At 73.6% G+C, this 26,807-nt stretch carries 19 protein-coding genes; 13 read left to right on the plus strand and 6 right to left on the minus strand.

What is annotated here, in order from left to right:
* Nucleotides 1-139: 139 nt before the first annotated feature.
* The 5 genes from ABZ573_RS28285 to ABZ573_RS28305 all read right to left on the minus strand — a co-directional run bounded on the left by ABZ573_RS28285 (nt 140) and on the right by ABZ573_RS28305 (nt 6,911).
* Nucleotides 140-1,909 carry an MFS transporter gene (locus ABZ573_RS28285; protein WP_358122065.1) on the minus strand — a complete coding sequence of 590 codons (1,770 nt, stop codon included), beginning with the start codon at nt 1,907-1,909 and terminating at the stop codon, nt 140-142.
* The gene (locus ABZ573_RS28290; protein ID WP_358122124.1) at nt 1,893-2,981 is read right to left on the minus strand and encodes a hypothetical protein; all 1,089 of its coding nucleotides are present in this window, start codon (nt 2,979-2,981) and stop codon (nt 1,893-1,895) included. Before ABZ573_RS28290 ends, ABZ573_RS28285 begins: the two co-directional genes overlap by 17 nt.
* A gap of 101 nt (nt 2,982-3,082) precedes the next feature.
* Nucleotides 3,083-4,717: a GMC family oxidoreductase gene (locus tag ABZ573_RS28295; RefSeq protein WP_132238204.1), complete on the minus strand. Its 1,635-nt coding sequence runs from the start codon at nt 4,715-4,717 to the stop codon at nt 3,083-3,085.
* A complete protein-coding gene (locus tag ABZ573_RS28300) occupies nt 4,714-5,283 on the minus strand; it encodes a DUF5987 family protein (RefSeq protein ID WP_151456143.1) in 570 nt (189 codons plus the stop codon). The genes ABZ573_RS28295 and ABZ573_RS28300 overlap by 4 nt, the downstream gene beginning before the upstream one ends.
* Before the next feature lie 566 nt (nt 5,284-5,849).
* Complete coding sequence (locus tag ABZ573_RS28305; RefSeq protein ID WP_358122068.1) at nt 5,850-6,911, minus strand: SDR family NAD(P)-dependent oxidoreductase; 1,062 nt, start codon at nt 6,909-6,911, stop codon at nt 5,850-5,852.
* A 195-nt stretch (nt 6,912-7,106) separates the two neighbouring features.
* Here ABZ573_RS28305 and ABZ573_RS28310 point away from each other — a divergent pair, with 195 nt between their 5' ends.
* The 9 genes from ABZ573_RS28310 (at nt 7,107) to ABZ573_RS28350 (ending at nt 20,005) form a co-directional block, all read left to right on the plus strand.
* Nucleotides 7,107-8,180 carry a carboxymuconolactone decarboxylase family protein gene (locus ABZ573_RS28310; protein WP_358122070.1) on the plus strand — a complete coding sequence of 358 codons (1,074 nt, stop codon included), beginning with the start codon at nt 7,107-7,109 and terminating at the stop codon, nt 8,178-8,180.
* Nucleotides 8,181-8,293: 113 nt separating this feature from the next.
* Entirely contained in the window at nt 8,294-8,872 is a 579-nt protein-coding gene (locus ABZ573_RS28315) for a hypothetical protein (protein ID WP_225852009.1), read from the plus strand.
* The gene (locus ABZ573_RS28320; protein ID WP_151453274.1) at nt 8,869-9,474 is read left to right on the plus strand and encodes a copper resistance protein CopC; all 606 of its coding nucleotides are present in this window, start codon (nt 8,869-8,871) and stop codon (nt 9,472-9,474) included. Before ABZ573_RS28315 ends, ABZ573_RS28320 begins: the two co-directional genes overlap by 4 nt.
* Before the next feature lie 135 nt (nt 9,475-9,609).
* Nucleotides 9,610-10,605, plus strand: a complete 996-nt coding sequence (locus ABZ573_RS28325) for a DUF1702 family protein (RefSeq protein WP_358122073.1) — start codon at nt 9,610-9,612, stop codon at nt 10,603-10,605.
* A gap of 185 nt (nt 10,606-10,790) precedes the next feature.
* Nucleotides 10,791-11,753, plus strand: coding sequence for a DUF1702 family protein (locus ABZ573_RS28330; protein WP_358122075.1), 963 nt, complete (start codon nt 10,791-10,793; stop codon nt 11,751-11,753).
* 73 nt (nt 11,754-11,826) lie between these two features.
* A complete protein-coding gene (locus ABZ573_RS28335; RefSeq protein ID WP_358122077.1) occupies nt 11,827-17,649 on the plus strand; it encodes a type I polyketide synthase in 5,823 nt (1,940 codons plus the stop codon).
* A 3-nt stretch (nt 17,650-17,652) separates the two neighbouring features.
* Nucleotides 17,653-18,093: an acyl-CoA thioesterase gene (locus ABZ573_RS28340; RefSeq protein WP_132238187.1), complete on the plus strand. Its 441-nt coding sequence runs from the start codon at nt 17,653-17,655 to the stop codon at nt 18,091-18,093.
* A gap of 59 nt (nt 18,094-18,152) precedes the next feature.
* The gene (locus tag ABZ573_RS28345; RefSeq protein ID WP_358122126.1) at nt 18,153-18,647 is read left to right on the plus strand and encodes a flavin reductase family protein; all 495 of its coding nucleotides are present in this window, start codon (nt 18,153-18,155) and stop codon (nt 18,645-18,647) included.
* Nucleotides 18,644-20,005, plus strand: coding sequence for a cytochrome P450 (locus ABZ573_RS28350; protein WP_151453269.1), 1,362 nt, complete (start codon nt 18,644-18,646; stop codon nt 20,003-20,005). Before ABZ573_RS28345 ends, ABZ573_RS28350 begins: the two co-directional genes overlap by 4 nt.
* A gap of 437 nt (nt 20,006-20,442) precedes the next feature.
* Here ABZ573_RS28350 and ABZ573_RS28355 read toward each other — a convergent pair whose 3' ends face one another.
* Nucleotides 20,443-21,219, minus strand: a complete 777-nt coding sequence (locus ABZ573_RS28355; RefSeq protein WP_151453268.1) for an AraC family transcriptional regulator — start codon at nt 21,217-21,219, stop codon at nt 20,443-20,445.
* Between the two features lie 458 nt (nt 21,220-21,677).
* Between ABZ573_RS28355 and ABZ573_RS28360 the strand changes: the two genes are divergently transcribed.
* The 4 genes from ABZ573_RS28360 (at nt 21,678) to ABZ573_RS28375 (ending at nt 26,767) form a co-directional block, all read left to right on the plus strand.
* Nucleotides 21,678-22,355, plus strand: coding sequence for a MerR family transcriptional regulator (locus ABZ573_RS28360; RefSeq protein WP_358122080.1), 678 nt, complete (start codon nt 21,678-21,680; stop codon nt 22,353-22,355).
* 414 nt (nt 22,356-22,769) lie between these two features.
* Entirely contained in the window at nt 22,770-24,677 is a 1,908-nt protein-coding gene (locus tag ABZ573_RS28365; RefSeq protein ID WP_358122082.1) for a CRTAC1 family protein, read from the plus strand.
* A complete protein-coding gene (locus ABZ573_RS28370) occupies nt 24,674-25,729 on the plus strand; it encodes an enediyne biosynthesis protein (RefSeq protein ID WP_151453265.1) in 1,056 nt (351 codons plus the stop codon). The genes ABZ573_RS28365 and ABZ573_RS28370 overlap by 4 nt, the downstream gene beginning before the upstream one ends.
* A gap of 189 nt (nt 25,730-25,918) precedes the next feature.
* Nucleotides 25,919-26,767, plus strand: coding sequence for a hypothetical protein (locus tag ABZ573_RS28375; RefSeq protein WP_358122084.1), 849 nt, complete (start codon nt 25,919-25,921; stop codon nt 26,765-26,767).
* The last annotated feature ends 40 nt before the right edge of the window (nt 26,768-26,807 follow it).

The raw sequence follows: 26,807 nt of genomic DNA on the forward strand, positions 1-26,807 counted from the left end.
CGCCCCGACCCGGACGGACGATGCGGGCCCCGGGCTTCGTCGCGGGGGGTGACCTCGACCGGTGCGGTGGCGCACGTCGCCGGCGCCGTACGGCCGGCGGTTGACGGGGGAGCCGGCCGATCGGGTCGGTGCCGGCGCATCAATCATCGGCGGGTGGCGTGGTGGGTGTCTTCTCCCACTGTGCGGAGCGCGACGGGCGGCCACGTCCCGGTCCGACCGTCTCCGGGGCCTCGTGGCCCGGCCCGCCGTCGACCGGCGGGGTGCCGTCGACCGACGGATCCGCCTCGTCGCCGGCCGGGGGGCGCCCACGCAGCCGGAGCGCGAACAGCCCGCCGAGCAGCAGGACGCCCACCACCACCCCCAGGGCCGGCCGGACGGCGGGCAGGAACGCGTCGGCGAACGCGCCGGCGGCCACGTCGCGGTACCGGTCGGCGAGCTCCGGCGGGGTTCCGGGCGGCACGACGAACCCGCCGGCCTGGCCGGCACCCAGCTTGACGCCTTCCCCGGCGGCCCCGCCGAAGCCGTGCAGGAAGTCCGCCCGGGCCTCGGGAGGCAGCTGCGCCGCCCCCGCGCGGGCGGCCTCGGGCAGGGTGTCGGCGAGCCGGTGTTGCAGGACGGCGCCGACGACGGCCGCGCCGAGCGCGCCGCCGACCTGCCGTGCGGTGTTGAGCACGCCCGCGGCGGCGCCGGCCAGTTGGGCGGGGACGTGGCGCATCGCCTCGGTGGTGGTCGGCGCGATGGACGCCCCCATGCCGATGCCGACGGCGACCAGCGGCAGGACGAAGGTGCCGGCCGTGGAGTGCGGCGTGACCAGCAGCGCCATGCCGAGCACGCCGAGCGCGTACACGGTGAGCCCGCCCGCGAGCAGGCGCCGACCGCCGAGCCGGTCGGTGAGCCGCCCGGCGACCGGCGCGACGGCGCTGAGCACCACCGTCCAGGGCAGCGCGGCGAGGCCCGACTCCAGCGGGCTCATGCCGAGCAGCGCCTGCGTCTCGATCACGAAGACCAGCAGGAAGCCGTACAGCCCGAAGGAGCTGACGAGCGTGATCAGGGTCGCCGGGCCGAAGTTGCCGAGGCGGAACAGCCCGGGCGGGACGAGCGGCTCCCGCTGCCGGCGCTCGCGCAGCGCGAAGACCACTCCGCACAGCGCCGCGGCGGCCAGGATCGCCGGGATGCTGACGGGCCCGCGTACCGTGCCCCAGTCGTGCCGTTCGCCCTCGATGAGGGCGTACATGAGGCCCACCAGCGCGGCGGTGGCCAGGAGCACGCCGACCACGTCGAGGTGGCGCGGCCGGCGGGTGCGCAGGTCGGGGACGAGCCACCAGGCGAGGGCGACGCCCGCCACGCTGAGCGGCACGTTCAGGTAGAAGATCCACTCCCAGCCGAGCCGGGTGATCACGAGACCGCCGAGGGTGGGGCCGCTGACGGCGGCCACGCCCGCGACGGCGGTGAAGATCCCGAAGGCGGCGCCCCGCCGCGCGGCCGGGAAGATGCCCGAGATGAGGACCAGCGCCTGCGGCAGCAGCGCCGCGGCGCCCACGCCCTGCACCACCCGCGCGGCGATGAGCTGCCCCGGGGACTGGGCCGCCCCGCAGAGCACGGAGGCCACCGCGAACAGCGCCATGCCGGCCATGAAGACGGTACGCGGGCCGAACAGGTCGCCGAGGCGCCCGGCGACGATCAGCAGCGACGCCAGCGCCAGCAGGTAACCGTTCAGCACCCAGAGCATGCTGTCGATCCCGGTGTCCAGGGACCGCATCATGTCCGGCACGGCGGTGTTGACGATGCTCGTGTCGAGCAGGATGAGGAAGTTGCCGAGGCACAGCACCAGCAGGGCCGCCCACGGGTTGACCGGTCGCGGCGTCGTCACCGCCTCGGCGCCCCGCTCCGGGTCACGGTTGCTCCGCACGCGACGCCTCCTGCTCGTCGTCGGCGTCGGGCACGCCGAGCGGGGCGGGCCGCAGGCCGTCCTCGTACAGGGTCGCGCCGATCCGGCGGGCCGTGGCGAGGCTCGCCCAGGCCGTGACCGTGACCAGCGCGGCGTCGTCGGCGCCGCCGTCGCGGCAGGCGGCGACGTCGGCGTCGGTCACCCGGTACGGCGCGAGCGCGGTCAGCAGCGCCAGCCGGGCGACGGGTCGCTCGGCCGGCGCGAGTTCGGCGACGGCGGCGTCGAACCACCGGCCGCCGCCCGGCTCCGGGGGCGGCGGGCCGGCCAGGCAGGCCAGGATCCGCCGCCGGACGTGCTCCGGCAGGGCGGCCTGACCGGCGTGGTGGACCGCCTGGCCGGCCCGGGCGAAGGCGGCGGCCACGTGCGGCTGGCCGACGGCCCAGGCCAGGTCGGCCTCCGGCGGCGCGGGCGGCAGCAGCTCAAGGGACCGGCCGGGTGGCCGTCCGGCGCGCGCCAGCGCCCCCATGATGCGGGCGGCGGTCCGCCGGACCCCGGCGCGGATCCCGGCCGGCGCCGGCGGCAACGGGGAGTCCTGGAGGAAGACGCTCACCATCCGGTTCAGGTAGTGGAAGGCCACCGCCACGCCGATCAGTTCCGGCCCGTGCGCGGCGGGGAACGGTGGGGGACGGCGGCGCGCCGCGCTGGCATCCCCGCTGTGCCGGGCCCACTCGGCCAGGGCCCGCAGCCGGGGGTCGCCGATCCCGCCGACCCCGGCGCCCAGCCACCCGCCCGGGTCGCCCAGCAGTCCGGCCGCCGTGGCGCCGTGCACCTCCACGCAGTACGGGCACCGGTTGCTCTCGGAGACGGCGGCGGCGACCACCTCCTTGGCCTCGCGGCCCACCAGCCCTTCGGCGAGCAGCGTCTCGCGCAGCATCAGCCAGCAGGCCCGCAGCACGTCGGGGGCGGGGGAGTGCAGCAGCACCGGGGGCGCGAGGACGCCGAAGTCGTCGGCCATCTGCCGGTAGACCCGCGCGACGGGCCCGTCGGCGGCCTCCGGGGCGACCGGCGTCACGTGCCGGACGTGGGTCAGCATGGTGCGGCTCGTCACCCGAGCCAGTCGCCTGCCCATCGGTTTCCTTCCTGGTCGGGCGGGCCGGGGCCGGGGGCGGGGCGCGCCCCCGGCCCGTCGTGGTCCTAGCTGGGCACGACCTGGGGCACCGCGGTGACCGTGCCGTCGGGCAGCGAGCCGTGGTAGGTGACGTCGATGCCCCGCTGCTGCGCCGCGCGGACGATGCCGGGCACGGCGCGTTCGGCCAGCGCGGCGATGGTGAGGGCCGGGTTGACGGTGAGCGCGCCCGGCACCGCCGAGCCGTCGGTGACGAAGATGCCGGGGTGCTGCCGCAGCTCGTGCCGGTCGTCGAGGGCCGACGTCGCCGGGTCGTCGCCGATCCGGCAGGACGACAGCGGGTGCACCGTGTACGCGCCGACCACGTCGTTGGTCCACGGCATCACCCGGGCCAGCCCGTCGCGCTCCAGGATGTCCCGGGCGTCCGCGTCGGCGGCGGCCCAGCCCCGCAGCGTGTTGGCGGTGGGCCGGTAACGCAACGGGCCCCGGCCGAGCATCTGCTGGGAGATGCGGTCGGCGTTGCCGGTCGCCGGCGGCGGCCCGAAGACGCCCTCGTTGTCGTCCTCCGACATCGTGAACAGCGTCAGCCACGACTGCCAGCGGCGCAGCATCTCCTTCTTCTCCAGGCCGAACCAGCTCGGGCCCTGCGCGTCGGGCACCTGGGCGAGGATCGTGCCCAGCCCCAACGGGAAGAAGAGCTGCTCCAGCGAGTACCGCTCGTACTCGGGCAGGTCGGGGTCGAGCCGGTCCCAGGTCGCCACCGTCGGCCCGCGGCCGATCTGGTTGGCGTCGTAGCCCTTTCCGTTGGGGCGGCTGAGCCCGAGCACCTCCCGGACCCGGTCGTCGTCGAAGACGGCCGTGTTGAGCCGCTCGCCGTTGCCGGAGAAGTACCGGCCGACGGCGGGGGGCATCGTGCCCAGCGTGGGCTCCGAGCGTTGCAGGATCACCGGGGTGGCCCCGGCCCCGGCCGCCACGATGACGATCTTGGCGTCGATCGTCCCGCTGTCGTGCAGGATCCGGTAGTCCTCCGCGTCGACGATGCGGTAGTGCACCCGGTACCCGCCGTCCTCGGTGCGGGAGAGGTGCTGCACCTCGTGCAACGGCCGGATCTCGGCGCCGTGCGCCAGGGCGGCCGGCAGGTAGTTGAGCAGCAGGGAGCGCTTCGCGTCGAAGCGGCACCCGGCCATCATCCAGTTGCAGTTGGTGCACTTGTCGACGTCCACGGCCGACGGCACCGGGTTGGCCGTGCGTCCGGCGTGCGCGCAGGCCGCCGCGAAGAGGCCGCCGGCGTACGGCACCTTGTCCCAGCTCTGCATCGTCACCGGCAGCGACTCGCAGACCCGGTCGTACCACGGGTCGAGCGTGGCGCGGGTGATGGCCGCCGGCCACATCCGGCGGCCGATGCTGCCCTGCCGCTCGAAGACGAACTGCGGCGCGCGCGGCATGGTGGCGAAGTAGACGACGCTGCCGCCGCCGACGCAGTTGCCGCCGAGCACGCTCATCCCGTCGCCGACGGTGAAGTCGAAGATCCGGGTGTACGACGAGCCGAGCTTGAAGTCGTGGTCGAACTCCTCGCTGGACAGCCACGGTCCGCGCTCCAGGACCACCACCCGCGCCCCGCCCGCGGCCAGGTGGTAGGCCGGGATCGCGCCGCCGAAGCCGCTGCCGATCACCACGACGTCGGTGCTTGCGCTACTGGTCATGCCGGGCTCCCTGTGGGGGTGGTGTGTGGGTGCAGTCGCGACAGCGGGCGTCCGTACGAGTACTCGGGGAACCGCCACAGCCCGTCGTCGTCGGGCTGGGTGATGCGAATCGCCAGCAGCCCCGGATGCCCGGCGGCGAGCGCGTCGAGCGTGTTCATGTGGGCGGCGCTGTCGTAGGCCATGTTGCTGAACAGGGCGAGCCCCACCCACATCTCCTTCTCCGGGTTGTCCGGGGCGAGCAGGTGGCTCAGCAGCGCGGTGCGGTGGTCGAACGCCAGCGCGACGAAGGGCGGCACCGCCGGGTCGAGGGCCAGGCCGTTCGCCTCGGCGTACCCGGTCGCGTGCGCGTTGAGGGCCTCACTGAGCGTCCCCAGCATCAGCGACAACCCGCCGGCCGGGTCCTCCATCAGGGCCAGCGCCCCGCACTCGACGGCGCCGCCGTCGGTCGAGACGCCGGCGATCGCCCGGTCGTCGGCGGACCGCTTCGCCCCGGGGATGATGGTGTCGGCGAACGCTTCCAGCGTCAGCACGCGTGCCTGCTGCTCCTCGGGTGTTTCCGGTTGCACGGCGGCTACCTCCTTCTGGGGCGGGCGCGTCGGTTACCGGTCCCGCCAGGGCGTTTTCGGGCAGCCTTGACCACCGCCCGCTAGGGCGACGGATGCAAGGGATGAATTGGTGGTCGCCCGGAAATGCTTTCCGTGCGGCGTGGACGGTGCGCGAAGTTCTGCATCATCGTGGCTACCGACGCAGGTGGGACGCATCTTCTGTTTTGCTGAGGCCGATGTCCCGACGGCCGGGACGATTGGCGTGGAAATTGCGTACGGCGGCGGGAGCGCAATTTCCGCGCCCCGATCCACGCGGACGGAAGGTGCCGCTCCGCGCGGCGGACACGGCGGGCCGTCCCGGGCGGCGGACACCGCGGCCCGGCCGCGGCGAACGGTGGGGCCGGGCCCGGTGCCCGGCCACGTGCCCTGTCCTCGCAGCGCGCCCTGTCCTCGCAGCGCGTCCCGTTCTCGCGAGCGGCACGATCTGGGAGCCGGTGCGGTGTGCCCTGGCCGGCGCGTTGCGGCGGCGTGGTCCGCGCGGGCGGGCGGCGCGCGCGGAGCGCAGTCCGGCCGGGTCGGGGCGGGGGTCAGGCCGGTTCGGTGGCGCGGCGCGGCGGGGCGGTCGCCGGGAGCGCGGCGCGCCCGGCCTGCCGGCGGCTCAGCCGCCCGGTCCGGTGCAGCCAGCGCACGGTGTCGGTCAGGGTCTCGTCCAGCGACCGGCTCGCCGACCCGAGCAGCTCCTCGGTGGGCGTGCCGTCCATCGGGCGGGCCGTGGCGCACAGGTAGATGGCGCCGTGCTCGGCGGGCAGGTGCACGGGCGAGAGCCGCTGCGCCGCGCTGACCAGGTGGCCCATCGGCAGCAGGGCCGGGGCCGGCAGCCGGAGGGTGGGCAGGGCCCGCCCGGTGACCCGGCGCAGCGCGTCGACGAACTCCCGCGTCGTGACGTACCGGCCGGGGGCCGGGAAGCGGCGGGGGCCGCGCCCCGGTTCGAGCACCGCCGCGTGCAGCCGGGCCACGTCCCGCACGTCCCCGACGGGGAAGCCGCCGGTCGGCCACAGCGGCATCAACCCGCGCAGCACGTTGCGTACCCGGGTGGTCTGGTCGCCCAGGTGCGGGTCGTCGGGCCCGAGCGAGGCCAGCGGATAGGTGATGACCACCGGTGCCCCGTCGTCCTGGTGCCGGCGCGCCACGTGCTCGGCGGCGGCCTTGCTGCTCAGGTACGCCTCCCGGGGCGCGCCCACCGGGGAGTCGACGGTCAGCGGCGACCCCGTGGCCGGCAGCAGCGCGCCGAAGGTGGAGACGTGCACGATCGGGTCGAGGCCCGCCGCCCGCGCCGCCCCGAGCACCACCTCGGTGCCGCGGAGGTTGACCGCCCGCATCCGCGCCCGGTCCCGCGAGTCGAAGCTGTACACGCCGGCGGCGTGCAGCGCGGCGGCACAGCCGTCGGCGGCCCGGGCCACGTCGGCGGGGTCGGTGACGTCGCCGGTGACCAGCTCCACGCGCCCGGCGTCGGCGCCCAGCGCCGCCAGCACCCGCCGGGCGCGGGCCGGGTCGCGCACGAGCAGCCGGACCCGGTGCCCGGCGTCGAGGAGGGCCGCCGTCGAGTGGGAGCCGATGAATCCGGTGCCACCGGTTACCAGGACCAGCATCGCGACTCCCGCGGGTGGGGGACTGGGTCGTCGCCCATCATGGGCGGGCGCCGCCGGGCCCTCCTTCTCCCAGGGTGCTCAACCGGCGTCGATGGCGTTGCCCGCGCCCCCGGACTCCCAATACTGGCATTGCCGCAGTCGTGGGAGCCGTCGTCGTGACCGTCCGGCGGGGCGGCGCAGAACAGGAGGCAGATCATGATCGCTCGTCGGGTGGCCTCGTCGGTGGTCCAGCGCCAGGTCAACTACGTCACGCCGGTGCCGCAGGGGTCCGCGCGGGGCCTGGTGGACGCCGTCTACCGGCAGGTCGCGCAGGAGATGCAGCTGGTGGTGCCGCCGGCGCAGCTGCACTCCCCGTCGCCGGAGGTGCTGGCGGCGTACTGGATGGTGATGCGGGAGCCGCTGCTGCCGACGGAGAACGTGGACCGGGCGACCAAGGAGGCGGTGGCCGCCGCGGTGTCCGTGGCGAACATCTGCCCGTACTGCGTGGACATGCACAGCGTCGGGCTCTACGAGCTCTCCACGGAGCACGACGCGGAGGCGATCGTGGCCGACCGGCTCACCGAGATCGCCGACCGGCGCATCCGCGTGGCGGCGGAGTGGGGCCGTACGGCACACCAGCCGCAGACCTCGCGGCCGGTGCTGCCGTTTCCGGAGCGGGACCGCCCGGAGCTGGTCGGCGTGGTGGTGGGCTTCCACTACATCGCCCGCGTGGTCAACGTGTTCCTCTCCAACTTCCTGCTCCCGCCGGGGCTGACGCCGCGGGCGCGCCGGCGCCTGAAGCGGGGCATCGGCTGGGTGTTGCAGGGAACGCTGCGCGACGCCCGCGAGCCGGGCCGCTCGGTGGAGCTGCTGCCGCCGGCGCCGCTGCCGGCGGAGGCCGCCTGGGCGGCGGGCAGCCCGCACGTGGCCGGGGCGATGGCCCGTGCCTACGCCGCGTTCGAGGCGGCCGGCGAGCGGGCCGTCCCGCCGGCGGTCCGGGAGCTGGTCGCGGAACGCCTCGACGCCTGGCGGGGGGAGGAGACCGGCCTGAGTCGACAGTGGTGCGAGCGGCTGATCGCGCCGCTGCCCGAGGCGGAGCGGGCCGCCGGCCGCCTGGCCCTGCTGACCGTGTTCGCCTCCTACCAGGTCGACGAGGAGGTGGTCACGGAGTTCCGCCGCCACCAGCCGGGTGACGCGGCCCTGGTCGACGCGGTGGCCTGGGCCAGCTTCGCGGCGGCCCGCCGGGTGGGCACCTGGTACGCCCCCGCCGGCTCGCCCGAGCCGGTCTGACGGATTCCCGACTTCAACTGGGCAACATTGGAGACGTGACGGCGTGTCGGAGCCGACACGCTGGGTGAGGGGCGTGGTGTCTCTCGCGCCCGTGACCCTTCCAAGGAGGAAACGTGACCAGCTACCAGGCGACCCTGCCCGGAGCTTCCGGGCGTTGGGCGACACTCAACGGCGCGCACCACCGGGCGGCCCTGAACGCCTTTCTCGTCATCGTGCTGGCGCACTGGGCCGAGCACCTGGTGCAGGCGTACCAGATCTGGGGCCTGGGCTGGTCGCGGCCCGAGGCCCGCGGGGTGCTCGGCATGCCGTTCCCGTGGCTGGTCAGCTCGGAGTGGCTGCACTACGGCTACGCCATCGTGATGCTCGTCGGGCTGTGGATGCTGCGCCCCGGCTTCGTCGGGCGCAGCCGGAGCTGGTGGACCGCCGCCCTGGCGATCCAGTTCTGGCACCACATCGAGCACCTGCTGCTGCTGTTGCAGGCGCAGACCGGCCGGCACCTGTTCGACAGCCCCGTGCCCACCAGCCTGCTCCAGGTCGTGATCCCCCGGGTCGAGCTGCACCTGTTCTACAACACGGTCGTCTTCGTGCCGATGGTGATCGCGATGTACCTGCACCTGCGGCCCTCCCCGGCGGAGGCGGAGCTGATGTCGTGCAGCTGCCGGCAGCCCGAGGTCGCGGCCCAGCCGTCATGACCACCGTGGACGGCGCCCGTCCGCCGGCACCGCCCACGTCCGTCGGGGCGGTGCAGCGGGCGGCCATCGCCGTCGCGGTCGGCATCGTGCTGTCGATCGTGGCGCTGCTGGCCTTCGGCACTCCGGCCGAGAGCCGGAGGTTCATGCTGAACCCGGGCGACGGGTCGGTCGTCGGGGTCGCGCCCGCCGAGGTGACGCTCACGCTCGGCGGCGCCGAGTCGGCCGAGAACGTGCACCTGGCCGTCACCGGACCGACCGGGGCGGTCGTCTCGATCGGGAAGGCGGCCGTCCGCGACGGCCGCCTGGCCGTGCGGGTACGCGACGCCGGGCCGGGCGCGTACCGCGTGGCCTACCGGGCCCTGTTGCCCGACGGCCGACAGGTCGCCGGCCTGGCCGGCTTCACGGTGACCCCCGGCGCCGTTCCGGCCGGGCCCGTCGCCGCGCCGATCGGGGACGAGGCCGCGAACGCCAGCCACGACCACGCCCGGATCGACGGCATCAACGGCGTGCTCCTCCTGCTCGACCTGGGCCTCGTCGCGGTGGCCCTGCTGCTGATGTTCCTCCGTCCGCAGCGGGGAAGGGGGCCCGTCACCGGCCCGTGACCCGCCCACCGCGCGGCCCCGCCCGTCGCGGCGGATGAGCGCACAGCAGAAGACGCGGCCCCGGCCGGCGCGGCGTGACGATGAAGTCACCCGCCGGCCGGGGCCGGCGTCGTCGTAACGACAGGGGGATCTGCCATGCCGACGGTACTGGGCTCCATGCGTCGACTGCTGATGGCACCGACGCTCGCGGAGGTGACCTTCGCGCGTCGGGGCTTCCCCGGCCCCGCCACGGAGGTCACCCGCCGGCTGGAGGCGGTTCCGCAGTCGGTCGTCTGCGGATTCGAGTGGGGCATCGACACCCGCGACCCGTGGGAGCTGGAACGCCGGCTCGCGCTCGTCGACCGGGAACTGCTCGGCTTCGCCTACGAGGGCGCCACGATGGCCTGCACCATCCTCGACGTGATGGGGCCAAGGCGCGGCACCCGCACCCGGGACCTGCTGCGGGGCCCCGGCGCGCCGCACCTCTTTCTCGCCTACATCGGCATCGGCTTCGCGATGGCACGCCTGCCGCGGCCCCTCTGGCGGCACGTCGTGCCGGACCTCACCGGCTCCCCGTACCACCCGACGATGACCTGGCTGGCCGTGGACGGCTACGGGTTCGACCGCGCCTACTTCCACCTCGACCGCTGGGTGACCCGGCAGGAGCGGCTGGCGGCGTACCCGTGGCAGGGCCACGGGGACTACTTCCTCCGGGCCACGGACCAGGGCCTCGGCCGGGCGCTGTGGTTCATCCACGGCGCCCGCACCGCCGACGTGGCCGGGGCCGTGCGGGCCTTCGCCGCCGACCGGCACGGCGACCTGTGGAGCGGGGTGGGGCTCGCCGCCACCTTCGCCGGCGGCGCCGACGCCGAGGCGCTCGCCGCGCTGCGCGCCGACGCCGGCCCGTGCGCGCCGGACCTGGCCCAGGGCGCGGTCTTCGCCGCCAAGGCCCGCAGCCACGCCGGGCACGTGCCGGCGCACAGCGAGGCGGCGATGCACGCGCTCGGCGGCCGGTCCGTGGCCGCCGCCGCGGCGCTCGCCGACGACGTGGCGGTCCGCGCGGAGCCGGCCGGGCCGGTGCCCGCGTACGAGGTGTGGCGGCGCAACGTCCGCGCGCACTTCGAGCCGGCCGGCATCAACCACGGTCGCTGAGAACCGCCCGCGTCGTCCCCCGGACGGTCGCCGCGCCGTCGCGTGTCGACGGTGCACGTGAATGTTCCGCCTAGTTGCGACGAGTGCGCAAGGTTGAAGAAATCAATCCTTCCCGCGCTTGCCATCATCGAAATGGATGTCCATCCCCGGTAAACGGAAACACCGACCCTTTGGGGGAACGTGCCATGCAGAGCCTGCGTGATCTGCGGCGCAGAATCCTGACGCCAAATATCTCCGAGACGAAAATGGACGTGCGCGGATTCCACGTGAAGAACGAGGAATCGAAGGCGCTGCTCGAAACCGTCGGCGCCTCATTCCTCGCCGGTTACGGATACGCCGCCGAGGCGCCGACGACCGAGGCGGCCGAACGCCGCCTGGAAACGGTGCCGACGCGTTTTCGTGGTTTCGCGTACGAGGGCGCCGCGATGGGCTTCGCCGTCCGGGACGCGCTGCGGCCGGGCCGCCCCCGGCACGTGCCGGGTCTGCTCGCCGGTCGGGGCGACGCGCACGTCTACATGGCGTACGTCGGCGTGGGCTGGGCGATGGCCCGGTTGCCCCGGATCCGCTGGGGCCAGTTGTACGCCCCGGACCCGCTCCTGCGGTGGCTGGTGCTCGACGGCTACGGCTTCCACCAGGCGTACTTCCACACCGACCGGTACGTGTACGGGCAGTACCGCCACCCGCGGTTCCCGTGGCCGGCCGAGGGCCCGCGCGAGTACGCCGACCGGGTCATCGACCAGGGCATCGGGCGGGCCACCTGGTTCGTCGGCGGCACCGACGTGGACCGGGTGACGGAGATCTTCGCCGCGTTCCCCGCGCACCGGCGGGCCGACCTGTACGCCGGGGCGGGCCTCGCCGCCACCTACGCCGGGGGAGCCACCGAGGCGGACCTGCACCGGTTCCGCGACCGGGCCGGCGACTACCGGGTGGACCTCGCCCAGGGCAGCGCCTTCGCGGCCGGGGCCCGGGTACGCGCCGGTCTGGTCGTCCCGCACAACGAGGTCGCCACGCAGGTGTTCTGCGGCATGTCCACCGCCGAGGCGTCGAAGGTGACCGACGTGACCCTGCCCAGCGGGCAGGACGGCGGCACGCCCGCCTACGAGCGGTGGCGCCAGGCCATCGCCGCCGAGTTCGAGGGGCGGTGCTGACCGTGGCGCCCCACCCAGCGGCCCGTCCCGCGCCCAGGCGGTCCACCACCGCACGCAACGAAGGAGAGACCTCGTGACAAGGATCGCTGTCGTGGGGATGGCGTGCCGCTACCCGGACGCCACGTCGCCCCGTGAACTGTGGGAGAACGCCCTCGCCGGGCGGCGGGCCTTCCGCCGGCTGCCCGACGTGCGGATGAGTCTGGACGACTACTGGGATCCGGACCCGGCCACGCCCGACCGCTTCTACGCCCGCAACGCGGCGGTCATCGAGGGCTACGAGTTCGACCGCATCGCCTACAAGATCGCCGGCAGCACCTACCGCTCCACCGACCTCACCCACTGGCTCGCCCTCGACATGGCGGCCATGGCGCTGGCCGACGCCGGGTTCCCGATGGGGGAGGGACTGCCCCGCGAGCGCACCGGCGTGGTCGTCGGCAACACGCTGACCGGCGAGTTCTCCCGGGCCAACCAGCTGCGGCTGCGCTGGCCCTACGTGCGCCGCATGGTCGCCGCCGCGCTCAAGGAGCAGGACTGGGACGACGACCAGCTCACCACGTTCCTCGACGACTTCGAGGCGACCTTCAAGGGCCCGTTCCCGGAGGTCGACGAGGACACCCTCGCGGGCGGCCTGTCCAACACCATCGCCGGGCGCATCTGCAACCACTTCGACTTCAAGGGCGGCGGCTACACCGTCGACGGCGCCTGCTCCTCGTCGCTGCTCTCCGTCGCCACCGCGTGCAAGACCCTCTCCGACGGCGAGGTCGACGTGGCGGTCGCCGGCGGGGTCGACCTCTCCATCGACCCCTTCGAGATCATCGGCTTCGCCAAGACCGGCGCGCTGGCGCGCGGCGAGATGCGGGTCTACGACCGCGGCTCGAACGGCTTCTGGCCCGGCGAGGGCTGCGGCATGGTGGTCCTGATGCGCGAGGCCGAGGCCCGCCAGGCGGGGCACCGCATCTACGCCACCATCGCGGGCTGGGGCATCTCCTCCGACGGCAAGGGCGGCATCACCCGGCCCGAGGTCGCCGGCTACCAGCTCGCCCTGCGCCGGGCGTACGACCGGGCCGGGTTCGGCATCGAGACCGTCGGGCTCTTCGAGGGCCACGGCACCGGCACGCAGGTGGGCGACGCCACCGAACTCCAGGCCCTGTCCCTGGCCCGGCGCACCGCCGACGAGAACGCCGCCCAGGCCGCGATCAGCTCGATCAAGGGCATGATCGGGCACACCAAGGCGGCGGCCGGCGTCGCCGGCCTGATCAAGGCCGCGATGGCCGTCCACCACGAGGTCCTGCCGCCCACCATCGGCTGCGTCGACCCGCACGAGATCCTCACCGCCGAGCAGTCCGCGCTGCGGGCCCTGCGCAAGGCCGAGGCGTGGCCGCGCGGCCTGCCGGTGCGCGCCGGCATCACGGCGATGGGCTTCGGCGGCATCAACACCCACATCGTGCTGGAGAACGGGCAGCCGCGTCGCTCGTCCCGGCTGGACAGCCGCTTCCGCAACCTCGCCGCCTCGATGCAGGACGTGGAGCTGCTGCTCGTCGACGGGGGCAGCCCGCAGGAGCTGCGCGAGCGGTTGCAGCGTCTCGTCGAGTTCGTGCCCACGGTGTCGTACGCCCAGCTGGGCGACCTCGCCGCCACCCTGCACCGGGAACTGCGCGACCTGCCGTACCGGGCGGGCGTGGTGGTCTCCTCGCCGGAGGACGGCGAGCGGCAGCTGCGCCGGATCTGCGACGCCCTCGACGCCGGCGAGGTACGCCTGTTCTCCTCCGACGGCCGCTGCTTCCTGGGCCACGTGAGCGGCCCGGGCCGCATCGGCTTCCTCTTCCCCGGGCAGGGGTCCGGCAAGGGCACCTCGGGTGGCGCGCTGCGCCGCCGCTTCGCCGACGTGGAGGAGGTGTACCAGCGGGCGGCGCTGCCGAGCAGCGGCGACATGGTCGCCACCGCGGTGGCCCAGCCGCGGATCGTCACCGGTTCGCTCGCCGGCCTGCGGGCGCTGTCGCTGCTCAACCTCGACGCGACGGTCGCCGTCGGGCACAGCCTCGGCGAGATCGCCGCCCTGCACTGGGCCGGCGTGCTCGACGAGGAGGCCCTGCTCCGGGTCGCCGGCGTGCGCGGCCGGACGATGGGGGAGCACAGCGCCTCCGGCACGATGGCCAACATCGGCGCCCCGCCCGAGCGGGTGGCCGGGCTGATCGCCGGCCTGTCCGTGGTGATCGCCGCGTACAACGGGCCGGAGCAGACCGTGATCGCCGGCTCGGAGGCCGCGGTGGAGGACGCCTGCGAGCGGGCCCGCTCCGCCGGCCTGCGGACCACGCGGCTGTCGGTGTCCCACGCGTTCCACTCCCCGCTGGTCGAGCCGGCCGCGGACGCCTTCCTCGGCGCGCTGGCGGGGGAGCGGTTCGGATCCGTCACCCGGCGGGTCGTCTCCACCGTCACCGGCGAACCGCTCGCCCACGACACCGACGTCTCCGCCCTCCTGCACCGCCAGATCACCGACCCGGTGCTGTTCAGCCAGGCCGTGGCCCTCGCCGCCAAGGAGGTCGACCTCTTCGTCGAGGTCGGCCCGGGGCAGGTGCTCTCCGGCCTCGCGGCGGCCAGCACCGACCTGCCGGCGGTGGCGCTCAACACCGACGACGAGTCGCTGGCGGGCCTGCTGCGGGTCGCGGCGGCCGCGTACGTCGTCGGCGCCGGCGGCGTGGAGGGCACCCTCTTCCACGACCGGCTGGTCCGGCCGCTCGAGGTGGGCCAGAACTTCCGCTTCTTCGCCAGCCCCTGCGAGTCCGCCCCGGTGGTGAGCCTGCCCAAGGGCGCCGGCGTCCGGGCGGCGGTCCCGTCGACGGCGAACGGGCAGCGGCCGGAGTCGGAGCAGCCGGCCGGCGAGTCGAGCCTGCAACTGCTGCGCCGGCTGGCCGCCGAGCGGGCGGAGCTGCCGCTGGAGATGGTGCACGACGGCAGCCAGCTCCTCGACGACCTCCACCTCAGCTCGATCACCGTCGGCCAGCTGGTCAACCAGGCGGCGCAGCAGCTCGGCGTGCCGGCCGCGCAGACTCCCACCAACTTCGCGACGGCCACCGTCGGGCAGCTCGCCGAGGCACTGGAGCAGCTCGCCCGGACCGGTCGGGACACCGACGCGGCCGGCCCGGCCATCGTGCACGGCGTCGCAGACTGGTGCCGGGCCTGGTCGGTGGACCTCGACGAGGCGCCGGCCCCGGTCGCCGCCCGGGCCGGGGCCGACGGAGCCTGGCAGCTGTTCGCCCCCGCCGGTCACCCGCTCGCCGAGCCGCTGCGCGCGGCCCTGCAGACCGCCGGCCTCGGCGCGGGCGTGCTGGTGTGCCTGCCGGAGCGGTGCGCCGAGGCCGATCTCGAACTGGCCCTGCGCGGCGCGCAGGCGGCGACGGCCGCCGCCCCCGGCACCCGCTTCGTCCTCGTCCAGCAGGGACCGGGCGCGGCCGGGCTGGCCAAGACGCTACGGCTGGAGGCGCCGCAGCTGCGCACCACCATCGTGCACACCCCGCCGGTGCCGGAGGCCGTGGCCCGGGTGACGGCGGAGGTCGGCGCCACGGACGGGTTCGCCGAGGTCCGCTACGACGCCGCCGGGCGGCGCCGGGTGCCGACCCTGCGCGGGCTGCCGGTGCGGCCCGCCGAGACGCGGCAGCCGCTGGGCGCCGAGGACCTGCTGCTGGTCACCGGCGGCGGCAAGGGCATCACCGCGGAGTGCGCCCTGGCCATGGCCGTCGACAGCGGCGCCGGCCTGGCCGTGCTGGGCCGCTCCGATCCCGCCCAGGACGACGAGCTGGCCGCGAACCTCAAGCGGATGGCGGACGCCGGCGTACGGGTGCGCTACGCCCGGGCCGACGTCTCCGACCCGGAGCAGGTGCGGCAGGCCGTCGACGGGCTCGTCGCCGAGCTGGGACCGGTCACGGCGGTGCTGCACGGCGCGGGCCGCAACGAGCCGGCGGCGTTGACCGGCCTCACCATGGACGCGTTCCGCCGCACGTTCGCGCCGAAGGTCGACGGCCTGCGCGCCGTGCTCGACGCGGTCGACCCCGACCGGCTGCGCCTGCTGGTGACGTTCGGCAGCATCATCGGCCGGGCGGGCCTGCGCGGCGAGGCGCACTACGCCACGGCCAACGACTGGCTGGCCGAGCTGACCGTCGACTTCGGCCGGCGTCACCCGAACTGCCGCAGCCTCTGCCTGGAGTGGTCGGTCTGGTCCGGCGTCGGCATGGGTGAGCGGCTGTCCGTGGTCGAGGCGCTGACCCGCGACGGCATCACCCCGGTCACCCCCGACCAGGGCGTGCAGATGCTCCGGCGCCTGCTCGCCGACCCGCAGGCACCGTCGGTGGTGGTGGTCAGCGGGCGTACGGAGGGCATCGACACGGTCCGGATGGACCGTCCGGAGCTGCCGCTGCTGCGGTTCGTGGACCGCCCGCTCGTGCGCTACCACGGCGTCGAGCTGGTCGCCGAGGCCGAGCTGAAGCCGGTCACCGACCTCTACCTGGACCACCACCGGCTGGACGGCAACCTGCTGTTCCCGGCGGTGTTCGGCATGGAGGCGATGGCCCAGGTCGCCGCGGCGGTGACCGGACGCGACGACACACCGGTGGTCGAGCGGGCCGAGTTCCTGCGGCCCATCGTGGTGCCGCCGGAGGGCAGCACCACCATCCGGATCGCCACCCTCGTGGTCGACGACGACGTCGTGGACGCGGTCATCTACAGCGCGGAGACGGAGTTCAGCGCGGCGCACTTCCGGGCGCGGCTGCACTTCACCGGCACGCGACCGCCGGCGGGCCCGCCCGAGCAGGTGCCCGCCGGGCTGCCGGCGGTGCCGTTGGAGCCCGCCACCGACCTGTACGGCGACATCCTGTTCCAGGGTGGACGGTTCCAGCGGCTGCGCCGCTACCACCGGTCGGCCGCCCGGCACGTCGACGCCGACGTCGTCACGGCTCCGCAGACGCGCTGGTTCGCCGACTACCTGCCGGACGCCCTGCTCCTCGGCGACCCCGGCGTGCGGGACGCCCTCATGCACGGCAACCAGGTCTGCGTTCCCGACGCGACGCTGCTGCCGGCCGGGATCGAGCGGCTGCACCCGGCGGGGACCCGCCTGACCGGGGCGGAGGAGCTCCGCTACTGCGCCGAGGAGCGCAGCCGCGACGGCGACACCTACGTCTACGACATCGCGCTGCGCTCCGCCGACGGTGTGGTCGTGGAGCGGTGGGAGGGCCTGCGGCTGCGGGCGGTACGCAAGAAGGACGGCCGTGGCCCGTGGGTCGCGCCGCTGCTCGGCTCGTACCTAGAGCGGGCGGTCGGCGACCTGGTCGGCGGCGACGTCGCCGTCGCGGTGGAGCCGACCCCGACGGAGCAGGGCGGGCGCGGCGAGCCGTCCGGGCAGGGCACGCCGGACGAGACCCGTCGGCGGCGGGCCCGGACCGCGGTGGCCGCCGGCCGGGCCGCGGGCGGGCCGGTCGAGGTCGCGTACCGGCCGGACGGCCGCCCCGAGCTGGCCGACGGGCGGTCCCTCTCCGCCGCGCACGCCGAGGACCTGACGCTGTGCGTGGTGGGGACCGGGCCGCTGGCCTGCGACGTCGAGGCGGTACGCGCCCGGGAGGAGTCGGTCTGGCAGGGCCTGCTCGGCGCACACGTCGACCTCGCCCGGCTTTGCGCCGCCGACGGCGGGGAGTCCCTGGACGCGGCGGCCACGCGGGTGTGGGCGGCGATCGAGTGCCTGCGCAAGGCGGGGCTCTCGCACCGGGCGCCGCTGGCCGCGGTGCCCTCGGACCGGGCCGGCTGGCTGGTCTTCGCCTCCGGCGACCTGCGGATCGCCACGCTCGTCACGACCGTGCGGGACCTGCCCCAGCCGATGGCGTTCGCGATCCTCACGGAAGGACGGGCGTAGGCGATGGACAAGTACTTCGAGTACCTGCACACGGTGGGCTTCGAGGAGACCAACCTCGTCGGCAACGTGTACTACGTCAACTATCTGCGCTGGCAGGGGCGCTGCCGGGAGATGTTCCTGAAGGAACGGGCGCCGGACGTGCTGGCGGACGTACGCGACGACCTGAAGCTGTTCACCCTCCGGGTCGACTGCGAGTTCTTCGCCGAGATCACCGCGTTCGACGAGCTGTCCATCCGGATGCGCCTGGTGGAGCTGGCGCAGACCCAGCTGGAGTTCAGCTTCGACTACGTCAAGCTCGACCGGGACGGCGGCGAGACGCTGGTGGCCCGGGGCCGGCAGCGCATCGCCTGCATGCGCGGCCCGAACACCCGCACCGCGCCGGCGAGGGTGCCGGAGGCACTGGTGACGGCGCTCGCGCCGTACACCTCGGCGCGGCGCACCTGACGGCGCGAGGAGGAGACGTCGTGGACGTACAGCGAACACTCACCGTCGGGACGCCCGACGTGACGGCACTGCGGCGGGCGTACGGCGCATTCGCGACCGGCGTCACGGTGGTGACCGTCGGCGGTGCCACCCCGCACGGGATGACCGCCAACTCGTTCACCTCGGTGTCGCTCGACCCGCCGTTGGTGCTGGTGTGCGTCGACCGGAACGCGGTGATGCACGCCTGTCTCTCCGAGACCCGGGAGTTCGGGGTCTCGGTGCTGACCGACGACCAGGAGAAGGTGGCCCGGTACTTCGCCGACGGGCGGCGACCGCTCGGCGGCGAGCAGTTCGACCAGGTGGACTGGCGGCCGGGCGCGACGACGGGAGCGCCGCTGATCAGCGGCGCCCTCGCCCACTTCGAGTGCGAGGTGTGGCGTTCCTACGACGGCGGCGACCACACCATCTTCCTCGGCCGGCTGCTCTCCCTGAAGCGCCGGTCGGACGGGGAGGCCCTGCTCTTCCTCTCCGGACGGTTCCGTCAGGTCGAGCGGGAGCGGAGTGAGGCGGCATGACGACGATCGAGGGAGCCGCCCGGCGCACGCCGCCGGGCCCGCCCCGCTCCGCCGGCCTGCAGATGCTGGTCCTGATGGGCCGGGACCGGCTGCGGATGATGACCCTGGCCGCGGAGCGGTACGGCGACGCCGCCCGGCTGCCGGTCGGCCCCAAGCAGCTCTACTTCTTCAACCACCCCGACCACGCCAAGCACGTCCTGTCGGACAACAGCGCCAACTACCAGAAGGGCATCGGCCTGGTGCACGCCCGCCGGGCGCTCGGTGACGGCCTGCTCACCAGCGAGGGTGAGCTGTGGCGCAAGCAGCGCAAGGTGATCCAGCCGGCGTTCCAGAAGGGACGGCTCGCCCAGTACGCGGGGGTGATCGGCGAGGAGGCCGCGCTGTTGGTCGAGCGGCTGGCGGCGCGGGCCGGCGGCCCTCCGGTGGACGTGCTGGAGGAGATGACCACGCTGACCCTCGGGGTGCTCGGGCGGACCCTGCTCGACGCCGAGCTGAGCGGCTTCCACGGCGTCGGCGGGTCGTTCGCCGCCGTGCAGGACCAGGCGATGTTCGAGCTGGAGACGCTCAGCGCGGTGCCGCCGTGGATCCCGTTGCCCCGGCAGTTGCGCTTCCGGCGCGCCCGTCGCCACCTCCAGCAGGTCGTCGACGAGCTCGTCGCCGGCCGGGGCCGGAACGTGGACGGCCGCGACGACGTGCTCTCCCGCCTGATCATCTCGACCCGGCTGGAAAAGGACCCGCGGGTGGCCCGGCAGCGGCTGCGCGACGAGCTGGTCACGCTGCTGCTGGCCGGGCACGAGACGACCGCCAGCACGCTGGGCTGGAGCCTGCACCTGCTCGACCGGCATCCGGAGATCCGGCAGCGGGTCCGCGAGGAGGCCGTGACGGTGCTGGGCGACCGGCTGCCCGGGTACGAGGACCTGCACCGGCTGCGCTTCACGGCGATGGTGGTGGAGGAGGCCATCCGGCTCTATCCGCCGGTCTGGCTCCTGCCCCGCAAGGCCCAGCAGGCCGACGAGATCGGCGGGTACCACGTGCCGGCGGGGGCGGACATCCTCATCTCCCCGTACACCCTGCATCGGCATCCCCGGTTCTGGGACGAGCCGGACCGGTTCGACCCGGACCGCTTCGACCCGTCACGCAGCACGGAGCGCCCCCGGTACGCGTACATCCCGTTCGGCGCCGGCCCACGGTTCTGCGTGGGCAACAACCTGGGCATGATGGAGGCCACCCTCGTCCTGGCCATGCTGCTGCGGGACGTGCGCCTGGCCGGTGTGCCGGGCCGTCCGGTGGTGCCCGAGCCGATGCTGTCGCTGCGGGTGCGCGGCGGGCTGCCGATGACGGTGCACAAGGTCGACTGATTGCCGCGCAGCGGTCCCGCGGGCGCCACGGCGTCCGCGGGACCGCTGCGTGTCCGCCCGGGCGTCCGCACCGCCCCGGACGGACGCCGGCTCCGCGCTGGCGTGACGCGGGGACGTGGACGCGGGGCGTGACGGGAGCGCCGGCGTGACGCGGGGGAGCGCGTGAACGGGGCGTGACGCGCACGGGGGCGTGACGCCGGGGAGCGGCGTGAACGGGGCGTGACGCGGCGGCGTGCACGGGGGGCGTGACGCGGGGGCGCCGTGCACGGGTGCGGCCCGGCGGCGTGCACGAGGCGGTCCGTCGGCGGACATGGCGGTACCCCGGCCGTCGACGCCGTTGCTGGCGCCGGCGGCCGGGGTGCCTCGTGGCCGACCGCGGGTGACGCGGCGGTGGGGAGCGCCGCCCGAGGGGTACGCGGTGCTCCGCCGGGGGCGGGTCAGGCCGCGTACACCTCGGCCCGGTTCTCCCCCTGGGCCTGGCGTTCGCTCGCCGCCTTCCGGCTGTCGAGCAGGGCCAGGAGCACCGGTGGGTCTATCTTGGACACCTCCTTGAGGTGGGCGTCCGCGGTCAGGGTCTGCCGGCCGCGGACGACCAGCGGACCCACCGCGGACACCATCATGGTGTCCTGCTGGAGCCGGAGCACGTCGCCCGAGACGGAGTGGCACAGCAGGTACCAGGTGCCGTCGGGCACGTTCACGAAGCGGTAGACGCCCGGCGACTCCATGATGGCGCAGCGTGCTGGCGGGCCCTCGGGGATGCGGTGCTGGAACAGCCCCATGAAGATGAGCCCGGGCACCGGCCCGCGGGCGGGGGCGGTGACCCGCCCGGTGATGGTGCCGTGCGTCTGGCCCGACGGGCGTTGGGTGGGGATGCGCGGGGCGAAGCCGCCCATCCGCCGGTACGTGGTGGGTGGCAGGCCGACGCTCTTGGTGAACCTGGTGCTGAACGTGCCGACGCTGTTGTAGCCCACCCGGAGGCTGATGTCCGTGACGTTGAGCCTGGTCGTGGTGAGCAGCCGCTTGGCCTCCTGCAGGCGGATCGCGGACAGGAACCGACCGGGCGAGATGCCGGTGACCCGCTGGAAGATCCGCGTGAAGTGGAACTTGCTGAACATGGCTGCGCGTGCCATGTCGTCCACCGTCAACTGCTCCGATAAATTGCTGCGCATCGTGTCGATCGCTCGTTCCACTGCCTGCTCTGCGCTGTCGTGCATTTGTCTCCCCCGGATTGCGGACAATCCCAATGTGTGGATGTGGCGAATTGGGCCGAGTCATTTGGGAGCATCGACCGCCACTATTCCCCGCTAACCGCAGTCGATGCTAGCCGAGGCCGGACGGCCGGTCAACACGTTCTGCGTTCGGAGAGTAGCGCGGAGTGACGAGGGGGGGCTTATCAATTCTTGCCCAGAATTGGCAAGTGCCACTGTACGTTCCGGATGAAGATCGCTAAGATTGCGCTTCGTATTGTGGAACTCGCCAGTATCCGCGCCGCCTTCTATCAATCCTTAGCGTAATTTTTCGGACATCGGCGGCGCGTTCCGATGCGTGGCGATCAAGTGGCCCGCGCCCCCGTCGCCGGCGTGTCCGATCCGTCGTGGATGAGCATCGATCAATGGCTAGCGATCGATCTCTATGGCAAGATTGCCCAAACGTTCGCCAGGGCGGAGGACGCGTGCGTATCTCGGAGCTCAGTCGACAGAGTGGCGTGTCGGTCCCGACGATCAAGTTCTATCTGCGTGAGGGATTGCTTCCGGCGGGCCTGCCCACCGGTCGCAACCAGGCGGACTACAGCGAGCGGCACCTGCGCCGGATCCGACTGATCCGGACCCTGAGCGGGATCGCCGGGCTCGACCTCTCGTCGGTCCGCGAGATCCTGGCGGCCATCGACGACGACGAGGTCACCCTGCGCGACGCGTACCAGGTGCTGGACCGCGCCCTCTACCTCGACGGGTCGGAGACGCTGGGCAGGGCCGCCGTGGACTGCGCACGCACGGAGGTGGCCGAGCTGGCCGACGGGCTCGGCTGGTCCCGCGAGACCAGTGCCTCCGGCGGCGAGGTGCTGGCGCAGGTGCTGGCCGGGCTGCGCAGCCTCGGCTGCGAGGCCGACGCTCCCTTCTTCCTCGCCTACGCCCGCGCCGCAGAGCAGCTCGTCGTCGCGGAGCTCGACCTGCTCGCCGGCGACGGCGGGACCGAGAAGGGTCCCGCGATCGTGCGCAGCGTCCTGTTCGGGGTCGCCCTGTCCGCCCTGCGCCGCATGGCGCATGAGCACCACGCCGCGCTGCGATTCCCACTGAATACGGTTGAGTGCGGTCCTCGAACAGGTGAGATGCCGGATCCAACCGGCCGGTAACGTGCGCGCCCTCCCTCGGCCACTGAGCAACTTTTGAGAAGAACTCAAGCCGTGCTCCCGCGACCATAAGTGGGCCGGTGGCGACTTTCGCGGCCGGTTCACCAGGCATCGTGAAGGGACCGCACGCCATGCCTCGATCGGCTGAGAATGGGCAGCGCCGGCCACGTACGCCGTAGCGCCCCGCGTGAGTGAATGCCCCGTTCCTGCGGCAATCAACTGCCGATGGATGACGGCGATAAAATTGTCGCCGGGACAATTCACTCCATTTCTCGGTCGGCGACACTGCCCGTCGCCAGACCCGGCCGCACGGCGAGATCAGCCGCTGCACGGCACGGGTGGTGGCCCAATCTGGAGGGGAACCCCTTGCCATCCCAACCCGTCGGCGCCATCCGCCGAATCATTCCCGCTGTCTTCGTGTTGGTCCTCGTGGCCGCGTTCTTCGCCGTGGCCCGGCTGCCCAGCGCGTCGGCCGAGGAGCGTCAGACGCTGGCGTCGCGGTTCGGCTTCACCGAGCTGCCGATCGCGCTGCCGCCCGGCCTTCCCGAGCGCTCCGTGCGGCCCGTCAATCCCGAGTACGAGCACATCCGCGCCTGGGTGTCGTCGGTCGGCGCCGCCGTCGCGGCCAACGACCTCGACGGCGACATGATCGCCAACGACCTCTGTCTGGTCGACACCCGCAGCGACAGCGTCATCGTCACGCCGTCGCCCGACGGGCCCGCCCGGTACGCGCCCTTCGTGCTGGACCCCGCGCCCCTGCCCACCCACAAGTCGATGGCGCCGATGGGCTGCGTGCCCGGCGACTTCAACGGCGACGGCCGCACCGACCTGCTCGCCTATTACTGGGGTCGTACGCCGGTGCTGTTCCTGCACCGCGCCTCCGCCGCCGGACCGCTGGCCCTGGGGACCTACCACCCCACCGAACTGATCGGCCAGCCGTCCTCCTCCAGCGGCGAGTACCAGGGCAAGTTCTGGAACACCAACGCGGTCGCGGTCGCGGACTTCGACGGCGACGGCCGGCCGGACATCGGCGTCTTCAACTACTTCCCCGACAGCCAGGTGCTCGACCCGGCCGGCCAGCCGAACGTCGAGATGAACCACTCGCTGTCCCGGGCGCAGAACGCCGGCGGGGCGCACGTGCTGCGCTGGACCGCCGCCACCAGCGGCGACAACCCGACCGCGACGTACGTCGAGCAGTCCGCCATCCCGCCGCAGTACGCGACCGGCTGGACCCTCGGCGCCGGTTCCGCCGACATCGACGGCGACCTGCTGCCCGAGCTGTACCTGGCCAACGACTTCGGACGGGACCGCTTCTTCCACAACGTCTCCACGCCGGGGCAGATCCGCTTCGCGATGGCGGAGGGACGCCGCGGCGCGCTCACCCCGAAGTCCATGGTGGTCGGCCACGACTCGTTCAAGGGCATGTCCATCGAGTTCGGTGACCTCGGCGGCACCGGCAAGTTCGACATGTTCGTCAGCAACATCACCACCTCCTGGGGCTTGGAGGAGAGCAACTTCGTCTGGCGCAACAACTCGTCGAGCCTGGCCGACGCCCGCAAGCGGTTGAGCGAGGGCAAGGCCGTCTTCGACAACAAGGCCGCCGAACTCAACATGGCCTGGGTCGGCTGGGGCTGGGACGCCAAGATCGCGGACTTCGACAACAGCGGCGAGATGTCGGTGGTCCAGACCGCCGGGTTCGTCAAGGGCAAGATCAATCGTTGGTCCTGGTTGCAGGAACTGGCCATGAGCAACGACCTCATGCTCCGTAACCCGGCCATGTGGCCCAAGGCCGAGCCGGGCGACGACATCGCCGGCTCCGAGCCGTTCGCGTTCTGGGTGCGGGAGAAGAACGGACGCTACGCGAACATCAGCGCCGAGCTCGGCATGACCGACAGCACCCCCAGCCGTGGGGTGGCCGTCGCCGACACCAACGGCGACGGGGGTCAGGACTTCGCGGTGGCCCGCCAGTGGGGCGCCCCGTCCTACTACCGCAACGACAAGCCCGGCAGCGGCAACTTCCTCGGCCTGCGCCTGTGCCGCCCGGGTGAGGACGGCCGCGGCACGCCCGCGTACGGGGCCCAGGTCCGGGTGAAGACCGCGGACGGTCGTACCCGCGTCGCCCAGCTCGACGGCGGCAGCGGCCACTCGGGCAAGCGCAGCTTCGACGTCTTCTTCGGTCTCGGTGACGCCGGTGCCAAGCCGGTCTCGGCGGAGATCGCCTGGCGCGACCTGAACGGTGGCGTGCACAAACAGACCCTCGACCTCGCCGCGGGCTGGCACACGATCATGCTCACGGACAAAGCCCAGGAGATGAACGCCAAATGACCGACGTCCGAGACAGCGCCCGCACCGACACCGACGTGAGGGGGGTGGGGGGCACCGCGGTCGCCGACGCCCCGGTCGGCCCGGCGCCGACCGTCACCTTCGACCGCAACGCGGCGGTGGCGGCCACGCCCGGAGCTCCCCCGAGGGTCGACCGGCGGGACCCCCGCTACCTGGCCCTGCGCAACTTCGCCCTCTCCATGAGCATCTTCAACATCCTCGGCTACACGGTGCTCGGCTTCGAGCAGCCGTGGACCTGGCCGCTGCTCGCCCTGGCGGTCGGTTACGCCACCGAGATCGTGGTCGAGCTGGTCACCGCCCGCGCCAACAAGCGCCCCGCCGCCTTCACCGGCAACGGCGCCTGGGGCATGTACACGTTCCTGCTGCCCACCCACATCACCGCGCTCGCCGCGAACATGCTGCTCTACGCCAACGACAACTTCTGGCCGATCGCCTTCGCGGTGGTCGTCGCCATCGGCCAGAAGGCGATCTTCCTGGCGCCGATCAAGGGCCGCATGCGGCACTTCATGAACCCGTCGAACTTCGGCATCACGGTGACCCTGGTGGCCTTCTCCTGGGTCAACATCGCCCCGCCGTACCACTTCACCGAGGACGTCCCGGACATGATCCGGATCCTCGTGCCGCTGGTCATCCTGACGGCCGGCACGGTGCTCAACGGGGTGCTGACCAAGAAGATCCCGCTGGTCGTGGGCTGGGTGGGCGGCTTCGTCATCCAGGCGCTCGTGCGGCACTTCATCTGGGACGTCGCCCTCTGGGCGGCCCTGCTGCCGATCACCGGTGTCGCGTTCGTGCTCTTCACCAACTACATGATCACCGACCCGGGCACGACGCCCAGCTCGGGTCGGGCCCAGTTCATGTTCGGCGCGAGCGTCGCCGGCGTGTACGGCGTGCTGATCACCTTCAACGTCGTCTACACGCTCTTCTTCGCCGTGACGATCGTCTGTCTCGCCCGGGGCCTGCTCTGGTGGGGCATCTGGCTGCGTGACCGCTCCCGGCGTGCGAACACGCCGGAGGCGCGGCCCGCCGTCACCTGACGCACGGGCGGTCCGTCGCCGGCGCGGCCCCGGGTGGGCGCGCCGGCGACGGACCTCGTTCCGACCGACCCGCACGGCAGAGAGGAGAGCGAGGCGATGAGCGTGCACCACAGCCCGCAGGCCCCACCGCGAGGTGTGCCGCCGCAATCCGTACCCCGGCCGGTGGCCCGCCCCGGACGGACGGCGGTGATGAGCGCCGCGGCGGGCGTGCTGCTCGCCGTGCTCTGGTCGTTCGAGCTGGTGGACTCGGTGATCGGCGACACCGTCGCCGACACCCTGTTGGGCCACGACGCTAAGGGCACCGCCATCACCGGCACCGCGGCGGGGCTGCTGTTCGCCTTCGTGTCCGGCTTCGCCGGGACCTTCACCGCCTGCAACATCGCGATGGCGGCCTCGGTCGGCCCGATGAGCCAGGCCGGCGCGGCCGGGCACCGCCACGGCGTACGGTCGCTGCTGCGGCCCGTCGCCTGGTTGACGGTCGGCATGCTGGCGGTGTCGGCGACCTACGGCGCGCTCGGGGTGCTGCTCGGCGAACGGCTGCCGCAGCTGTCCACCGACACCGTGGGCGGGATGCCCGTACGCCTGATCCAGTCGTCGGTGGTCTTCGGCCTGATCGGCCTCGCGCTGACCTACCTCGGGCTGGCGGCCCTCGGCCTGCTGCCCGACGTCTTCGCGCGCCGGCCGGTGGCGCGGGTGGTCGTCATGGGCGCCCTGGTCGGGGGGTTCCTGGTCGGCCGGCCGTACCCGCTGTTCAACAAGCTGTTCCACTGGGCCGTCGACACCGGCAACCCGGGGTACGGCGCGCTCGCCTTCGCCCTCCAGTCGCTGGGCAACGTGCTGATCGTCGCGGCGCTCTTCGCGGTCCTGATCCTGGCCAGCCGGGGTCGGTTCCTCGCCTGGATGGCGTCGCCGCGCCGGGCCGCGACCGTGACCGGCGCGCTGCTGGTCGCGCTGGGCGTCTTCACCGTCGTGTACTGGGACCTGCGCGTGCCCGCGATCTTCGGTGTGGGCTGGTTCCCGACGATGCCGTACAACTGAGCGGCGCGACGACCGACGGCGCCCCCGGTCCGGGCTGGAC

The sequence above is a fragment of the Micromonospora sp. NPDC007220 genome (assembly GCF_040634035.1).
Lineage (GTDB): Bacteria > Actinomycetota > Actinomycetes > Mycobacteriales > Micromonosporaceae > Micromonospora > Micromonospora reichwaldensis.

Excerpts from the sequence above, each read along its gene's own strand:
- ABZ573_RS28375 (WP_358122084.1), top strand. The coding sequence starts at position 25,919 with ATGAGCGCCGCGGCGGGCGTGCTGCTCGCCGTGCTCTGGTCGTTCGAG.
- ABZ573_RS28290 (WP_358122124.1), bottom strand. The coding sequence starts at position 2,981 with ATGCTGACCCACGTCCGGCACGTGACGCCGGTCGCCCCGGAGGCCGCC.
- ABZ573_RS28310 (WP_358122070.1), top strand. The coding sequence starts at position 7,107 with ATGATCGCTCGTCGGGTGGCCTCGTCGGTGGTCCAGCGCCAGGTCAAC.
- ABZ573_RS28320 (WP_151453274.1), top strand. The coding sequence starts at position 8,869 with ATGACCACCGTGGACGGCGCCCGTCCGCCGGCACCGCCCACGTCCGTC.
- ABZ573_RS28370 (WP_151453265.1), top strand. The coding sequence starts at position 24,674 with ATGACCGACGTCCGAGACAGCGCCCGCACCGACACCGACGTGAGGGGG.
- ABZ573_RS28350 (WP_151453269.1), top strand. The coding sequence starts at position 18,644 with ATGACGACGATCGAGGGAGCCGCCCGGCGCACGCCGCCGGGCCCGCCC.
- ABZ573_RS28330 (WP_358122075.1), top strand. The coding sequence starts at position 10,791 with ATGCAGAGCCTGCGTGATCTGCGGCGCAGAATCCTGACGCCAAATATC.
- ABZ573_RS28295 (WP_132238204.1), bottom strand. The coding sequence starts at position 4,717 with ATGACCAGTAGCGCAAGCACCGACGTCGTGGTGATCGGCAGCGGCTTC.
- ABZ573_RS28325 (WP_358122073.1), top strand. The coding sequence starts at position 9,610 with ATGCCGACGGTACTGGGCTCCATGCGTCGACTGCTGATGGCACCGACG.
- ABZ573_RS28305 (WP_358122068.1), bottom strand. The coding sequence starts at position 6,911 with ATGCTGGTCCTGGTAACCGGTGGCACCGGATTCATCGGCTCCCACTCG.
- ABZ573_RS28340 (WP_132238187.1), top strand. The coding sequence starts at position 17,653 with ATGGACAAGTACTTCGAGTACCTGCACACGGTGGGCTTCGAGGAGACC.
- ABZ573_RS28355 (WP_151453268.1), bottom strand. The coding sequence starts at position 21,219 with ATGCACGACAGCGCAGAGCAGGCAGTGGAACGAGCGATCGACACGATG.